Below are 14,808 nucleotides of genomic sequence, written 5' to 3'. Positions count from 1 at the left end.
TCGTCTCCCTTTAGAGTTCGGCGACCTGCACCGGCCGGATTTCAGGCAGTCGCTTGGATTTCCGACGCCGCCGCGCGGAAGCCTCCAGATAGAAGGTCTCCAGCTGCTGCGCCCGATGCTCCGACGTGTGATCAGCAAGAACCCGCCGTCTCGCGTTCTCCGCAATCTGTCGTCGGCGTTCTTCAGGGATGTCCCGCAGGATCTCGATCACCTCCTTTGGCTCGGAGACGATGAGGATTTCGGAGGACGGCTCGAATATCGTTTCAAGGCCTGGCCATCGGTCCGAAATAATCGGTGTTCCGCAGGCCGCCGCCTCGAACAGGCGAACGCTGGGTGAGAAGCCAAGCGCGCGCATGTCGCTCCGCGTCGCATTCAGGGTGAAGCGCTGTTCGGAATAGAACGTCGGATGCTGCTGCGGCGTGAGATGCTCGATCCGGGTCACATTGGCGGGCCAACTGATGTGCTCGGGGTATTGTGCCCCTGCGACCACAAATTGCTCAGCCGGCAAGGCGCGGGCAGGCGCCAGAAGCAACTCCTCGAGAACAGGCTGCCTGTCGCCGCTGTACGTTCCGAGGTAACCCAGCGACCATTTTGGCTTCGCTGGCCTGGGTGCGTACAGATTCGTATCAGCGCTGCAATAAAGCGCTCGCGCCAGCGGGCTGCCGTAGTTCTCCTCGATCATCTGCGGGACCGGACCGCCGGTAAAGGACAGATACAAATCAAAACGCGGAATCATTGCCGCAGAAATGTAATCGAGGCCTTGCTCGAGGCGAGACAGCGTGACCGGCGTATCGATGTCGTAGAAGGCGGTAATTCCCTGAGCATGGCTCGTCACCCAGTCAGAGATCGCGATGCCGTCAGGCACGTACGAGCCGACCATCACCAGATCGGCAGCGCGGATGAGCGATCCGAAGCGGGATGGGATGTCGCTGAGCGATTGATAGAGGTGGACGTTCCACGCGGAGGGATTGACCAGATCGCGATGATTCCGATACCAGGCGACGTCGCGCTCAAGGAAGCTGACGCGGTGGCCTCGCTGTGCCAGGGCTTCGATCAGGGCGCGGTAGGTCGTGGCATGACCGTTGCCCCATGAGGATGTGACCGAAAGACCGATGACGACGATGTTGAGGTTCATTCTGCTGCCTCTATGCGTGAGCTGCTTCCGACAAAGAGTTCGTTGAACTGGCGCGCGCGATGCCGGTAGGTGTGGTGATTGAGGATGCGCGCGCGGGCGCGGCCGGCGATGGCCCGGGCGCGATCGGGGGTCAAAGCGTTGATGTGGCCGGCCACCTCCGCTGCGGTCGCCGCGACCAGAACCTCGTGGTCGGGCTCCAGAAAATAATCGATTCCTTCCCATTGATCGGTGATCAGGCAGGCGCCGGCGCCGACGGCCTCGAACACGCGTGTCGGCGGCGAGAAGCCGTAGCGCGCCATGCTGTCGCGATTGACGTTGAGCGTGGCGAGAGCCGAGCCGAAGAAGCCGTTGTGATCGGCGGTGCCGACGTGTCCGACTTTGCGCAGATTGGCCGGCGTCTGCTTGGTCTCCCAGCCGGAGCCGCCGAGCACGAAGCTCTTTTCCGGCAAGTGACGCGCGACCTCGATGAAGAAGCGCTCGACGCGCTGCTCGCGATCGGGGAGCCGGTTCGCCAGCAGACTGAGATCGCAGGCGTAGCGCGCGATCCGCGGTGCGGGGAAGTGGGTTGCTGGATCCAGCGCATTGTAGATCGGTATGCAATCGCGAGCACCCCTGGCGCGGTATGCGGACACGACCGGCTCGCCGCCGCCATAGGTCAGCACCATGTCATAGGACGCGATGACGCTGCGCAAATGATGCTGCGGGCTCTGATCGATCGCTTCGAGCGTCGCCGGCGCGTCGACATCCCAGTAGATGCGCATGGCTCTCGAGGGGATGGTCGCGGCCGCAATCTCAAGCTCCTCGTCGAAGACCCCGACGCCGCTGGCCTTGATCAGCATGTCGGCAGACTTGGCGGCGGCTTCCAGGCTGCCGCGCCAGCCGTCCGACGTTGCCGGATAGACGACCACCCGCGCCCAGTCGGGGTCGTCGATGTCGCGATGCGCCTGTCGTTCGAACGCGTCCGGCTCGAAGAAGGTGACCTCGTGTCCGAGCGTCGCAATTTCCTTCAGCATGCCGCGATAGTAGGTCGCAGCGCCGTTCCAGTAGGACGATACGAGGCTCGATCCGAAGAAACAGATCCTCATGCGACCGCTCCGATGGTTGACTTGCGCTGCGACTGGCCCGTGGCCCGGATGCCCTCGACGATTTCAAGGAGCTGGTGCGCGCGATGGCGGCAGGTGTGCTTTTCGCGGATCACACGGAACCCTGTTTGCACCATCGCTGACGACATCTCGTGGTCATCCAGGAGGGCGCGCAATGCCTGTTTCATCTGTGCGCCATCGGCAACCCCGAGATAGGCGCCCTCGGGGAATAGGCCCTCCGCATCCGACCAGGATGCGGAGACCAGGGGAATGCCGCAGGCCATCGCTTCGAAGACGCGGATGGTGGGTATGCCCGGAAGAGAACGGACATAGGGCGCCCGTGGCACATGCACCGTCGCACGTGCGCTGGCAAAGGCCGCGGGAGCCCAATGTGCCGGCAGCCAGCCGCCGTATCGGATACCGGCCGCTCGAATCGTCTCGAGAGCCGCGTCCGAGTACCGGACGCCATAGATGCTGGCCCGGAGCTTCAATTCGGCGACCGGCTCGACGAGGAACTCGTTGAGCTCGGCGCCGCGCTCGCCGTCGCCCCAATTGCCGATCCAGATCAGATCGTCGGTGCGCGCGATGTCCGGCAGCGGGTGGTACAAGGCGGTATCCGCCGCCTCGTGCCAAGTGAAGACGCGGTCCGCCCATCCAAGCTTCAGGTAGATCTGCCGAAGCACCTCGCCGAAGGCAAGCACGCCGTCGAAGCCATCGAGGTCGAACTGTGCCAATTCGTCTGGCGCGCTGACCGCGCGGTGGTGGGTATCGTGAAACAGCAGCGTGTAGGGAGCCCCTTGCGCGCGCCTGCGTCCGAGCTGCGCGATCAGACCGGGGGAATTCCACTCGTGGACGATCACAAGATTTGCGCCGTCAATGGCACGGTCGAGGTCGGGGAAGGCATCATAGCGGCGAATGTCGATCCCGGGCAGCAGCGCCGGGATGTCGTCGAGTGCATGCGGACCGCCTTCTCGTATCGCATTCAATCGGCTCCAGCCATCGATCGGCTCGAAGACGACGACCTCATGACCCAGCGCATGCAACTCGCGCGCGTAGCCGCGGAGAAAGTGTGCGTTGCCATTGTTCCAGCACGAGGTGAACGCATGGTAGAACAGAACGCATTTCATGCCCGCACCTCGATCCGGTCTTCTCTGGTCGCGACAGACTGCGTCGCGATCAAGCTTTCGTAGAGTCTCAATTAAGCGCTGGTCATTCGCGCCCGCGAATAGGTCAGCGAATGCTCGTAGGCAGCGCGCTGGAGCCGCGAGCGCTCGCGCGCGTCCGCGCAAAGATCCGCGAGGACATGATACAGCGCGTCGGTGTCGGCCGGATCGACGAAGATGGCGGCTCCGTTCCAGAGCTCCCTGAACGTCGAGATGTCGGACAGGACGAGCGCGCAGCCGGCTGCCGCGGCCTCCAGCACCGAAAGGCCGAACGGCTCATAGAGCGCCGGACTCACAAAAATTGCTCCATGCCGAAGGCGGGCGTGCAGGGCTTCCGGCGACAGGTGGCCCAGCCAGGTGACCGAAGGGGAGGGGCTCGCATCGGCGGCACCTGCGACTTCGACAGGCCAAGCCAATCCACGCGCCGCGGTCGCAAGAGCTTGGATGTTCTTGGCGCGGTCCCAAAGCCGTCCGGCCGCGAAGATCAGCTCCTGTTTTCGTCCGACGAAATCGCCCGGCGCGATCCCGTTCCAGATCACTGTGCCTCTGGAACGAGGACCATAGATATCATCAATCGTGTCGTGAAAGGATTGGCTCGGGCACACCCAGGCCTGCGCCTGGTCGAGAGCCGCGGCAACGCGTTCGGTGTAGCGGCGCCACCGCGGCTCCTCAAGCCACGTCGTGTCCCGGCACGCTTGCGCCCAGGAATTGACGCAGGAATGCGCCACCAGCACCGTCGGCGCATGCCAGCCGAAACCTGCTTCGCGGAAGCTATTGAGGTGAACGACATCCGGCCTGAGCTTGGCTTCGAGGCTGGCGAGCACGCGGCTCGCGTCGGCCACATCGGCGCCTTCAGGGTCCTGCCACTCGAGCGCAAGATCCGTCTCGATCAGACGCACGCGGGACCGCTGCAGGCGCTCCCGCTCGTCTGTCCGCGCGCGAGGACCCATCGTGACCAGGACGACGTTGACACCAGCGTTTGCGAGATCGGAGGCGAGACCGCAGGAATAGGTCCACACGCCCCCCACGGTGTCGGTGGTCATCAGCAGCCTGATGTGCGAACTGCGGCTCATGGCGCCACCTGGAGTTCGAGTGCATCGAGCGGAACGGGGCGATCGTTCTGGACGTCGCTGAACCGGTCGAACATCGCGAGATAATGCTGATGGGCGCGCTCCCAGGCGAAGTCGTCGGGCTCGCCCCATAATTTGCGGTAGTCCGGCGATCCCGGGTAGGGATAGAGAGGGACTGGGTCATTGGCCCAGACGCCGGCGTCCTGCATCTGGCGACGCCAGCGCTGCACGACCGGATCGTCGTCCTCGGGCATTTCAATCAAATTGGCCTGCACGAAGGGAACGTGACGACGCGCTTCGGACAGCCGCTCTGCCAGCTGATCGGTGCTCATTCTGCAGTTCTTGGCAAGCGCAGCGCGCCCCTCAACTGTCAGGCTCTCGATCCCGGCCTCGATCGAAACGCAACCGGCGCGGCCGAGCAGGGCGAGCATGTCCGGTTTCCAAAGGTCGATCCGGGTCTGCACGCCGAATTTCAGATCCCGCGTCGTCAGCTCCTGCAGCAGCTCGGCGTTCGGGAGAAAGATCTCGTCGATGAAGTAGACATATTCGATGCCCTGGCTACGGAGGCCGTCGATCTCATCGAGAATGATAGCGGGCGGACGCTTGCGATAGGCGTTGCGGAAGTTGTCCTTGGCGCAGAACGTGCAGCTGTAAGGACAACCTCGCGAGGCCTCGACCTCGGCACCAGGTGCAAGCGGCTCGGCTTCAAAGCGATGATGGTGATGGTGATGCCGGCGAATCATCTCGTCGGGCCAGTGCAGCGGCGGCTGATCCGTAAAGCGGGCAGCCTGGGGGCCACCATTGACCTGGACGGAAGCTCCGTCCCGAAGGCACAGGCCAGCAAAGTCGCGTTCGCCGTTGGCCAGGCGGAGCAACGAGATCTCGCATTCTCCCATGATGACGATGTCGGCACCGAGCTTTTTCAGCGCCGCCTTTGGTGTGGTCGAGCCGTGAGGGCCGACCGCGACCAGGACAGGTGCGAGGTCCCGAACCGTAAGCGCGAGCTGCTGCGGCACACGGAGCTCAGGGGGGGCGCAACGCCAGAACAGATAGGTCGGGGCTGTGGTGATGGCGACCAGATCCGGATCGAACGCGCGCAGCTCGGCTTCGATGTCGGTAAGCGACAGGTCGAACATGTGGGCGTCAATCAGCAGCGTCTCGTGTCCAGCCGCCTTCAGGTGGTGTTCGGATATGCCGAGCTCCAGCGGCAGGTGAGGCGATCGGCAGCCGAAATAAATGCTGCCGCCGAACTCCCAGTTGGGATTGATGAGGGCGACCCGGGTCATGCCAAGGCCTCGCGGCTGCTATCTGATGATCCGAAGCGGCTGTACAGCCAGGTGTGGAGCGAGCGAAGTCCTTCCGCGAGCCCAACCTGCGGCGCCCAGCCAAGCGCCGCGGACGAGGCGCTTGTATCCGTGACGTACCAGGGCTGATCGCCCGGACGCCAGTCAGCGAAACTGTAGGCGACGTCCCGGCCTGTTAGCTCACCAATCTGGTCGATCAATTCTAGCAGACTGATCGCATTGCGCGGACCGCCACCGAGATTGAAGACCCGTCCGCGGACTAGCTCGATGCGATCAAGCGCTGCTAGCCAGGCATTGACCGCATCCGAGACGTGGAGCGCGTCGCGAACCTGCTTGCCGTCGCCATAGATCGTGAGCGGATTTCCTCGAATCGCGCTCAGCAAAAAGTGTGCAATCCAGCCTTGGTCCTCGGTGCCGAACTGACGCGGGCCGTAGATGCAGCTCATGCGCATCACGACCGTACGAAGTCCGAACACGCGGGCGTAATCGTGAACGTACTGGTCCGCAGTGCCCTTGGAGCAACCGTAGGGGCTATAGAAATCGAGCGGCGTCTCTTCGGAAACACCGCCAGCCAGACCGTCACTCATCGGCACATAGCGCCGGCCGGACAGCGTGATCGCGCTGTCGTCGATCAGACGACCGTAGACCTTGTTGGTCGAGGCGAAGATGACAGGCGCCGGCGGATTGTGCAGGCGAACGGCTTCAAGCACGTTCAGCGTGCCGCGGGCATTGATCTCGAAGTCGGAAGCGGGATCGCTCACGCTATCAGTGACGGCGACCTGGGCCGCCAGGTGCAGAACCGCACGGGATTCGCGCACCGCGTCGATGACAGGAATCGGATCGCGGATGTCGGCGATGGTCACCGCCACCCGGTCTCCGTGCCTCGACTTCAGCCACTGAGCATTCTCGCGCACGCCAGCGCGGGCAAGGTTGTCGAGCACCAGCACGTTGTCGCCTCGTTCGGCGAGCCGGTCGGCAAGATTGGAGCCGATGAAGCCGCAGCCTCCGGTGATCAGAACAGGTCTGTTGTCAGTCATCACGCAACCAATCCTCGTTGCAGCAACTCGCGGGTAGCGCGCTCGGCTTGATCGTCGGCGATCTGGTCAGCAAGGTATTCTGCGAGCTCTTCAAGGCCGTCCTTGAAGTGGATGTGCGGAACAAAACCGAGCACGTCGCGAGATTTGCCGATATCGGCAAAGCAGTGTCGAATGTCGCCTGCACGGTATTTTCGGGTGATCTCGGGTTCGATGTCGGGCCGCGCCATGACTTCCGCTAGGTCCTGGGCCACCGACAAGATGTTACGGCTCTGGCCTGAACCGACGTTGAAGACGTCCTGGGCATGATCGGCCTCGAGCGCCATGCGGCACGCACGAGCGACATCATGCACATGAACGAAATCGCGGCGCTGGAGGCCGTCCTCGAACACCAGAGGCGGTCGTCCGTTGAGCAGCCGGGCGGCGAAGATCGCGAGCACGCCTGTGTAGGGGTTCGACAGAGCCTGGCGAGGGCCGAACACGTTGAACAAGCGCAGCGCCAGGGTCGGAATGCCGTAGGCCTTGCCCGTGATCAGGCACATCCGCTCCTGCGCATATTTGTTCAGCGCATAGATCGAGCTCAACGTTGGCTGCTTGGTCTCTGGCGTCGGAACGGGCTCAAGGGGATTGCCGGCCTTGTCGCGCAATTCCCAGTCGCCGTTACGGAGTTGTTCGATCGGCCGTTCTTCACAAGCGATCACGCTTTGATCGGCACTGCGATAGAGGCCTTCTCCATAGATGCTCATCGAGGAGGCCACCACCAGCCGTTCGACAGGACGCTTTGATAGCGCTTGCAGCAGCACGGCGGTGCCGACCTCGTTGGTCCTGACGTAGGGCTCGATGTCGTACATGCTCTGGCCGACGCCGACCACGGAGGCTAGGTGCAGGACCATGTTGGTCCCTCGCAGAGCGCGTTCGACAGCGTTGGCATCGGTCACGTCTCCGATGATGAGCTCCGCGTCGGCGGCGAGATAGGAGGGGCGCTGACGGTTGCCGCCGTGGACCTGTGGCGAAAGATTGTCGAGCAGTCTGACCTCGTAGCCGGCGGCCAAAAGGCTGTCGGCCGCATGCGATCCGATGAAGCCCGCGCCGCCCGTGATCAATACTCGCGTCATTCACCGCTCCGTGCGCATGGCGACCGATCCTGCGGGATCGACCTGGATGAGTGTGGAAGCGCGCTCTGCTTCGGTCGGGCGACCCGCGCGCCAGTCACGTTCGAAGTTAGAAGCGGTGCAAGGAATGTTGGTTCCTGCAAAATGTACAAACGAAAGTTTCTCTAACCTGGATCAATAACCTGAGTGAATCGGCGATCGAGCGTTCAAAAACTGATGCCATGGAGCGGGGCCGGTAGTTCGAGATGTCTCGCAACGGTGGCCGCGATATCTGCAAAGCCCGTGCGTCGACCGATATGATAGGAGCGCTTGGCATTCGCCACGAGAACCGGGACCTGCTCGCGCGTGTGATCTGTGCCGGCCCAAGTAGGATCGCAGCCGTGATCCGCGGTGATGATCAGGAGGTCATCGCTTCGCAGTCGATCAATCAGTTGCGGCAGCCTTGCGTCGAATGCTTCGAGGGCCGCGGCGTATCCAGCGACGTCCCTGCGGTGTCCGTAGGTCGTATCGAAATCGACGAAGTTGGCAAACAACAGTCCGCCCTCCGCCAAGCCATCTAGCCCCTCAAGGGTGGCATCAAACAGAGCTTCGTTGCCATCACCTCGCATATTCCGTCCGGTCCCGCGATGCGCAAAGATGTCGTCGATCTTGCCGATGGTGACGATGTCACGATGCTCACTTTCGGCGATGTCCAGGAGCGTGCGTTCCGGGGGAGGGACGGAGAAATCCCGTCGGTGCCCGGTTCGTCTGAAGCCGGTGCCGGCGCCGCCGACGAACGGCCGCGCAATCACGCGCCCGATATTGAGGGGATCAACCAGTCTGCGCGCGGTCAGGCAGACGTCGTAAAGGTGCTCGAGCCCAAACGTGGCCTCATGCGCCGCAATCTGGAACACGCTGTCGGCGGAGGTGTAGCAGATCGGTTCGCCACTTCGCATGTGGCACTCGCCAAATTGGGCGATGATCTGCGTCCCTGATGCATGACAGTTTCCGAGAATCCCGGGCAGGGCGGCCTCGGCGCACAGGCGCTGCACCAGGTCGTCGGGAAAACAGGGTACGCTCTTCGGGAAATATCCCCATTCGAATGGGACGGGTACGCCGGCGATTTCCCAATGGCCCGAAGGAGTGTCTTTGCCTTTCGATATCTCGCTCGCGCATCCCGATTGCGAGCTCCTGGTCCGGGCCTCGAGGCCTGCCGGTGTGCGCCCGGTGGCAAGATGGCAGGCCTCGCCGAGGCCGAGCGCATCGAGATTGGGAACGCGAAGGGGACCCTTCCGGCTCGCATTGTCGGCTACCCCGGCAAGACAGGCTTCGGCGATGTGGCCGATCGTATCGGCGCCCTCATCACCATAGCGCGCGGCGTCGGGCGCAGCGCCGATGCCGACCGAATCCATCACCAGGATCAGGGCACGCATGTCGGCTCCGTGGTGATCGGTTGCGGCTCGGCTACGGGCGCCAAGCCGGTCCTCGTGCAATAGCGTTCGATCATCTGGGCGCAGAAATCTGCGAACTCGTTTGCGTCCCTTGGCGGGCTGGTGTGATGGGGCGCGAGACCGCGATGTGCCGGGGTGAAGCAGAATGTCACCGTGACCTGGAATTCGGCCACGGCATCCATTTGCCGGTCAAACCAATCCAGCGCATTGGGACGGAAACTGTCGGCCCAGGAGAGTCCCGTCCGCAGATGGGTCACGCCGAGGCGGCGCATCCATTCCGCGGCCTGGTACAGACGATGATCCTCGAAGTGAAACCATTGGCAGAGGCCGAGGTCTCGCGCGTATTGGCCGAACTTGTCCAGCGCCGCCTTTGGGGTGCCGTCTTCCCGCAGCAGACCCATGTGGAAATGCCGGTAGTAGGAGGAACCTTCGGCCTCCTTGTGCCGGGTCGTCGCCTCCCAGGCGGCGGGCAAGTCATAGAGGCTGTACCAATGGATCCGCGGCGCCCGGCCGATCAGGAGCTCGGCGGTGCGCGACAGGCCCCAGGCCTGGACCTCCTCAGCACCGAACGATGACACGCCGACCTCGGTGACCCAGACCGGAAGGGGGGTCACCGCCTTGATCTCCTTGAGCTTATTCGGCCATTCCCCGATCTGCCATAAATTCCAATCGAGCGGAAAGCCATGCACGGCCACCGCATCGACATGTTCGAGAACGCCGCGCGCCTGCATGTTACGGATGAAGGACGGATCGATCGGCGATATGCCGCCCAGCACGCGCGGCAGGGTCGGATGTGCCGTGCGGATGGCCTTGCCCGCAGCGATCGCAGTGTCTGCAAACATTGCCCAGTCCGGATCGATCAGGAGGTCCCAATGCGATTTGTTGTTCGGCTCGTTCCAGATTTTGGCAGCTTCGATCATCAGCCCACCTTCCGCAAAGGATAGACAGGCCCGTCGGCCTGCGGCCGCTCCGTTCGCTTGCAGAGATAGACCTCGTCTTCGGGATGCGCCGTGATGGCAAAACCGGAGCTGCGGAGCATCGCTTCCACGCACGCGCGGTTGGGGACCCACCAATTGGTAGGATCGTCGGCATATTTGTGCTCGACGAAGTGAAGCTTGGGATAGCCCGGAGCATCGAATTGATCCGTGGTCCAGAAGTCGTAGTTCTTCTCGATCGGCTCGACCTGCCCGGCACCGCGAAGCATCGACTGGAACAGCAGGAGATCGCCCGCGACATGTTCGTGGATTAGATCGAGAGCGAGCAGGGGATGCCGCAGGTGATAGAGCACGCCCATGAAGATCACCAGGTCGAATTTTTCGCGGAGCTGTCCGACGTCGTATGCGGACATCTTGCGGAACTCGATACGCAGCCCGTTGACCTCCGCGGCGAAGCGGGCCTGCGCCAGATATTCATCGTCGGTGTCGAGGCCGAGCACGCGCTCGGCGCCACGGCGCTTCATTTCCATCGCGTAGAAGCCGGCATTGCAGCCGATATCCAGCACGGTCTTGCCTTCGAGCCGGTCCGGGATAATTCCCGAGAAACGCCGCCATTTGACGTTGGGATAATCGCCGAGAAAATGCGCCGGCGCGGTCGGGACGCCATTGAGATCGAGATTGTGAAACCATTGCCCGAGCGCATCGACGCGCCGACGGATTTCGTCACGGGAAAGGGCCGATCGGCTCATGCGATCACTCCGTCGTTTGTGATGGATGATGCCGGCATGGTCTCGGGCGATGCGCCGGCCCACAGGCGCGAACGAGCGTTCCCGGCACCGGGCTCGGCAAGCAGGGCCATCGCCGTGCGATAGCCGTCGATCGTGCCGACATCGACATAGGAATCTCCAGCCTTGACGCCGGTGCCGCGGCCGCCGGCGGCAAGATAGGCATTGACCAACGTTCCAAAATATTCGTCGCTGCGATCGCGCTCCTTCCACAACGCATGCAGCTCACGAAATCCGCGTGCAGACATCCGGAATGCACCCCAGATCCATTTGGAGCTCGCGCTGCGTTGCTTGACCTGGATCTCGGTCACACGATCGCCATCGAGCACCACCGCATCGAAGAATTCCGGGTGTTCTACGGGAAATAGCAGGAACGACAGATCGGCGTCCGGCAGCGCGCGCAGGGCAGCGGCGGGAAACCAGACCGTGTCGGGCAGCCCCACTGTCACGTCCTCGTCTCTACCGACAACCGTACTCGCCCTGAACACGGCATCGCACAGGCCGAGAGGCTCCGGCTGCACCACGTAGGCGAGCTGGGCGCTGCCGTAATGGTCGCCGAAATATTCGAGAATGTCGGACTTGCCCGGCGAAATGACGAAGCAGATCTTGTCGGCTCCTCCCAGGATCAAGCGCTCGAGGAGATACTCGGAGACCGCGCAAGGACGTGCAGTGCCGTCATCGCCGCGGCTGCCGACGGGAAGCAGTTCCTTTGAAAAGGCGAGCGGCTGGATGCGGCTGCCGCGACCGGCAGCCGGGACGATTCCCCACATGGTCTAGGCCTCCTCGGTTTGCCGCTGGCACATGCGACCGGACGCTGCGCGTTCGAGTAGCGCAACGAGTTCATTCGCTCGCTTCTCCGATGTGTGCTGGTCCATGGTCCGCTCGCGCCCCCGTTGCGCGATGCGTCGCAACTTGGCATCAGGCATCGCCAGGGCGGCGAGCGTATCGTCTTCGCTCTTCGCAAGCAGGATTTCGTCGCCGGGGACGAAGAACGTATCAATGCCTGCCCAACTGTCGCTGAGCAAAGGAACTCCGCAGGCTGCGGCCTCGAACAGACGGCCGGAGGGGCACCACCCCATCTCCGCCATCGCCCGGCGCGTGACATTGAGCGTCAGGCGGGACGATGCGAAGAACGCGGCATGTTCGGACGGCGGCAGATGCCGGACGAAATAGATGTTGGGAGACCACGGAAAATCGTCCGGATACTGGGCGCCGCCGATCAGAAAGCGCAGATCGTGCCTGTTACGCGCGGGTGCAACGAACAGCGCTTCGAGCGTCCGCTGACGATCATCGGAGTAGGTGCCGAGATAGGACAGATCCGCACTGTAATGGGCTTGCGGTGCGACCGGCCGATGAATGTCGGTATCGACGTGACCATAGAGCGGCTCGATGTGGCGCGCGCCGAGCCTTGAGCGGAATTCGTGCAAGATGCCCGGGCCGCCGGTGAAGCTCAGGACCAAATCGAAATCCCTGAGGCCGCGCGGACTGATATACGGCACTGCCTCTCCCGCCACGATCCTCGACAGCGTCACCGGAGTGTCGAGGTCGTAGAATACCGGAATCGCGCGTCCCTCGAGGATCAAGTCGGTCGCCGCGATTGCATCCGGACAATAGGACGTGACGATCGCGACGTCCGCATCGCGGAGATATTGCTTTGCAACCGGGCGGACGGGCTCCCAGTCCGAAAACAACTTCAACTGACCACCCGGCAGTTCGTGGAGATCCCGAGCGCCGGCATAATACGGCGTATCGCGCTCGAAAAACACGATGGTGTGCCCCAGTCGCACCAGGTGCTTGCATAGGCCCCGCCACAAGGTTGCGTGACCGTTGCCCCAGGAGGAGGAGATAGTCAGACCGAATATGACGATCCTCACGCTGTTACCCGCTGATTGATTCCGGTGATCTTGATCTTGTTGTGATCGGCAGTGAGCGTGCTGACGCTGCCCGGTTCGATCTCGACGGAGAGAAAGTCGTCGAGCTCAATGCCCTGATAATGCAGGAGTGCGGCACGGATCGGCTCTGCATGACTGACGACGACGACGGTGTCGCTGCCGGGGTCGCTCCACAGATGCTCGAGATGGTCGATGACGCGTCGCTGAAGAGCTCGCATGCTCTCGCCGCCGGGTGGCCGGCTCGTGCCGCGCTGCGTGTTCCAGACCGACCATCGCGGATCCCGGGCGAGGTCGTCAAACGATCGCCCGGTCCAATCGCCGTATCCCAGTTCATCGAGAGCTGGCACGATCTCGACCGAGAGACCGTAATGCGCGGCCAAGATGCAGGCTGACTGCAGACAGCGCCGCTGTGGACTCGATTGAACCAGGGTCGGCTGGGGGCCGATCGCATCGGCGCAGCGCGCGATCTCCTCGCAGCCGAGCTCGTCGAGCGCGACGCCTTTCATCCGGCCGCACAGCGTGCGGCCGAGCAGGGGGTGACGACCGTGACGCACGAGATGAATGATTCTCGCCATTACGCGTAGGCCTTGTCGTCGATGAAGGCGCGGGTTCGGCGCCCGGCTTCCTCGTCGGTGAACTGTTGCGGCGGCGACTTCATGAAGTAGCTCGAAGGCCCGGTCAGTGCGCCGGCCATGCCGCGGTCCATGGCGAGCTTGGCGCAACGCACCGCGTCGATGACGACGCCCGCCGAGTTCGGAGAATCCCAGACCTCGAGCTTCACCTCGGCGCTCAGGGGAACGCCGCCAAAGGTCGTACCCTCCAGCCGGATATAGGCGAGCTTCCGGTCGGTCAGCCAGGGGACGTGATCGCTCGGCCCGACATGGATGTTGTCGGCGTCCATGGGAACGTCGAACTGACTGGTGACGGCCTGGGTCTTCGAGATCTTCTTGGATGTCAGACGCTCGCGTTCGAGCATGTTCTTGAAATCGGTGTTGCCGCCGACGTTGAGTTGATAGGTGCGGTCGAGGCGGACGCCGCGGTCGCGGAACAGGTTGGCGAGCACACGGTGAAGGATGGTAGCGCCGACCTGGCTCTTGATGTCGTCGCCGATGATCGGCAGGCCGGCCTGCTCGAACCGTGCTCGCCAATCCGGATTGGAGGCGATGAAAACCGGGATGCAGTTGACATAGCCGCAACCGGCCTCGATCGCGCGGGCGGCATACCATTCACTGGCCTGCTGCGAGCCGACCGGAAGATAGGACACTAGCACGTCGGTGCGCGACGTCGCCAGCACCTCCGCCACGTCCGCCTCGGGCGCATCGGAAAGTGGAATGTCATCTTGCAGATAGCGGCCCACGCCATCCATGACCGGCCCGCGCTGCACGATCACGCCGGTGGCGGCGACTTCGGCAAAGCGGTGGGTGTTGTTCGGTCTCGCCCAGATCGCCTCGGCGACATCGCGCCCGACCTTATTGGCGTTGACGTCGAATGCCGACGCGATCTGGACGTCGCTGATGTGGTAGCCACCGACATCGGCGTTCATCAATCCGGGCACCGGCTCGTTCGACTTCGCATTCCGGTAGTAGGTGAGACCCTGGATCAGGGAGCTCGCACAATTGCCGACGCCGACAATACCGACGCGTACGCGTTGCCTGTCTTGAAGACGTGAATGCATGAACTGATGCCCTCCGGAAAAGCAGCGCGGTCAACGTAAGTAGATCGGCGAACGTGCGGAAGGTATGTTCGTTCCTGCATCGATCACGCTGTGTAGCGGGATGATCGCGTCAAAACCCGACAAAAAGCGATAGTCTTAACCTGGATTAGAATTTGCGGGCGCTTTCAAGGAACGATCTTCTTCCCGGTTGA

Annotated in this window: 14 protein-coding genes; all 14 read right to left on the bottom strand. The window is 62.8% G+C overall.

The window, feature by feature from the left end; all coding sequences use genetic code 11:
* Positions 1 to 10 precede the first annotated feature (10 nt).
* The 14 genes from IVB26_RS42665 to IVB26_RS42600 all read right to left on the bottom strand — a co-directional run bounded on the left by IVB26_RS42665 (position 11) and on the right by IVB26_RS42600 (position 14,617).
* Positions 11 to 1,135 carry a CgeB family protein gene (locus tag IVB26_RS42665; RefSeq protein ID WP_247495026.1) on the bottom strand — a complete coding sequence of 375 codons (1,125 nt, stop codon included), beginning with the start codon at positions 1,133 to 1,135 and terminating at the stop codon, positions 11 to 13.
* On the bottom strand, positions 1,132 to 2,220 hold the full coding sequence (locus IVB26_RS42660; protein WP_247495027.1) for a CgeB family protein: 1,089 nt from the start codon (positions 2,218 to 2,220) through the stop codon (positions 1,132 to 1,134). Before IVB26_RS42660 ends, IVB26_RS42665 begins: the two co-directional genes overlap by 4 nt.
* On the bottom strand, positions 2,217 to 3,344 hold the full coding sequence (locus tag IVB26_RS42655; protein WP_247973984.1) for a CgeB family protein: 1,128 nt from the start codon (positions 3,342 to 3,344) through the stop codon (positions 2,217 to 2,219). Before IVB26_RS42655 ends, IVB26_RS42660 begins: the two co-directional genes overlap by 4 nt.
* Before the next feature lie 71 nt (positions 3,345 to 3,415).
* Positions 3,416 to 4,453, bottom strand: a complete 1,038-nt coding sequence (locus tag IVB26_RS42650; RefSeq protein WP_247973983.1) for a glycosyltransferase family 4 protein — start codon at positions 4,451 to 4,453, stop codon at positions 3,416 to 3,418.
* Positions 4,450 to 5,736 (bottom strand): TIGR04295 family B12-binding domain-containing radical SAM protein, encoded by a 1,287-nt coding sequence (locus IVB26_RS42645; RefSeq protein WP_247495030.1) that lies wholly within the window; start codon positions 5,734 to 5,736, stop codon positions 4,450 to 4,452. Before IVB26_RS42645 ends, IVB26_RS42650 begins: the two co-directional genes overlap by 4 nt.
* A complete protein-coding gene (locus tag IVB26_RS42640; protein WP_247973982.1) occupies positions 5,733 to 6,791 on the bottom strand; it encodes an NAD-dependent epimerase/dehydratase family protein in 1,059 nt (352 codons plus the stop codon). Before IVB26_RS42640 ends, IVB26_RS42645 begins: the two co-directional genes overlap by 4 nt.
* The gene (locus IVB26_RS42635) at positions 6,791 to 7,903 is read right to left on the bottom strand and encodes an NAD-dependent epimerase/dehydratase family protein (RefSeq protein WP_247973981.1); all 1,113 of its coding nucleotides are present in this window, start codon (positions 7,901 to 7,903) and stop codon (positions 6,791 to 6,793) included. Before IVB26_RS42635 ends, IVB26_RS42640 begins: the two co-directional genes overlap by 1 nt.
* Before the next feature lie 203 nt (positions 7,904 to 8,106).
* Entirely contained in the window at positions 8,107 to 9,312 is a 1,206-nt protein-coding gene (locus IVB26_RS42630) for a phosphopentomutase (RefSeq protein ID WP_247973980.1), read from the bottom strand.
* Complete coding sequence (locus IVB26_RS42625; RefSeq protein ID WP_247973979.1) at positions 9,300 to 10,250, bottom strand: beta-xylosidase; 951 nt, start codon at positions 10,248 to 10,250, stop codon at positions 9,300 to 9,302. Before IVB26_RS42625 ends, IVB26_RS42630 begins: the two co-directional genes overlap by 13 nt.
* Positions 10,250 to 11,014 (bottom strand): TIGR04290 family methyltransferase, encoded by a 765-nt coding sequence (locus IVB26_RS42620; RefSeq protein WP_247973978.1) that lies wholly within the window; start codon positions 11,012 to 11,014, stop codon positions 10,250 to 10,252. The genes IVB26_RS42625 and IVB26_RS42620 overlap by 1 nt, the downstream gene beginning before the upstream one ends.
* The gene (locus IVB26_RS42615; protein ID WP_247973977.1) at positions 11,011 to 11,820 is read right to left on the bottom strand and encodes a nucleotidyltransferase family protein; all 810 of its coding nucleotides are present in this window, start codon (positions 11,818 to 11,820) and stop codon (positions 11,011 to 11,013) included. Before IVB26_RS42615 ends, IVB26_RS42620 begins: the two co-directional genes overlap by 4 nt.
* A gap of 3 nt (positions 11,821 to 11,823) precedes the next feature.
* Entirely contained in the window at positions 11,824 to 12,924 is a 1,101-nt protein-coding gene (locus tag IVB26_RS42610) for a CgeB family protein (protein ID WP_247973976.1), read from the bottom strand.
* Complete coding sequence (locus tag IVB26_RS42605) at positions 12,921 to 13,517, bottom strand: histidine phosphatase family protein (RefSeq protein WP_247973975.1); 597 nt, start codon at positions 13,515 to 13,517, stop codon at positions 12,921 to 12,923. The genes IVB26_RS42610 and IVB26_RS42605 overlap by 4 nt, the downstream gene beginning before the upstream one ends.
* Positions 13,517 to 14,617: an inositol-3-phosphate synthase gene (locus IVB26_RS42600; protein ID WP_247973974.1), complete on the bottom strand. Its 1,101-nt coding sequence runs from the start codon at positions 14,615 to 14,617 to the stop codon at positions 13,517 to 13,519. Before IVB26_RS42600 ends, IVB26_RS42605 begins: the two co-directional genes overlap by 1 nt.
* Positions 14,618 to 14,808: the final 191 nt, after the last annotated feature.

Origin of the sequence: Bradyrhizobium sp. 195, assembly GCF_023101665.1 — a bacterium.
Classification (GTDB): Bacteria; Pseudomonadota; Alphaproteobacteria; order Rhizobiales; family Xanthobacteraceae; genus Bradyrhizobium.
Note: the sequence above shows the minus strand (reverse complement) of the source record. Positions and strands in the feature narration are given on the sequence as shown.

Bases quoted from the DNA above. Each gene is read 5' to 3' on its own strand.
- IVB26_RS42665 (WP_247495026.1), bottom strand. From the start codon at position 1,135: ATGAACCTCAACATCGTCGTCATCGGTCTTTCGGTCACATCCTCATGG.
- IVB26_RS42660 (WP_247495027.1), bottom strand. From the start codon at position 2,220: ATGAGGATCTGTTTCTTCGGATCGAGCCTCGTATCGTCCTACTGGAAC.
- IVB26_RS42655 (WP_247973984.1), bottom strand. From the start codon at position 3,344: ATGAAATGCGTTCTGTTCTACCATGCGTTCACCTCGTGCTGGAACAAT.
- IVB26_RS42650 (WP_247973983.1), bottom strand. From the start codon at position 4,453: ATGAGCCGCAGTTCGCACATCAGGCTGCTGATGACCACCGACACCGTG.
- IVB26_RS42645 (WP_247495030.1), bottom strand. From the start codon at position 5,736: ATGACCCGGGTCGCCCTCATCAATCCCAACTGGGAGTTCGGCGGCAGC.
- IVB26_RS42640 (WP_247973982.1), bottom strand. From the start codon at position 6,791: ATGACTGACAACAGACCTGTTCTGATCACCGGAGGCTGCGGCTTCATC.
- IVB26_RS42635 (WP_247973981.1), bottom strand. From the start codon at position 7,903: ATGACGCGAGTATTGATCACGGGCGGCGCGGGCTTCATCGGATCGCAT.
- IVB26_RS42630 (WP_247973980.1), bottom strand. From the start codon at position 9,312: ATGCGTGCCCTGATCCTGGTGATGGATTCGGTCGGCATCGGCGCTGCG.
- IVB26_RS42625 (WP_247973979.1), bottom strand. From the start codon at position 10,250: ATGATCGAAGCTGCCAAAATCTGGAACGAGCCGAACAACAAATCGCAT.
- IVB26_RS42620 (WP_247973978.1), bottom strand. From the start codon at position 11,014: ATGAGCCGATCGGCCCTTTCCCGTGACGAAATCCGTCGGCGCGTCGAT.
- IVB26_RS42615 (WP_247973977.1), bottom strand. From the start codon at position 11,820: ATGTGGGGAATCGTCCCGGCTGCCGGTCGCGGCAGCCGCATCCAGCCG.
- IVB26_RS42605 (WP_247973975.1), bottom strand. From the start codon at position 13,517: ATGGCGAGAATCATTCATCTCGTGCGTCACGGTCGTCACCCCCTGCTC.
- IVB26_RS42600 (WP_247973974.1), bottom strand. From the start codon at position 14,617: ATGCATTCACGTCTTCAAGACAGGCAACGCGTACGCGTCGGTATTGTC.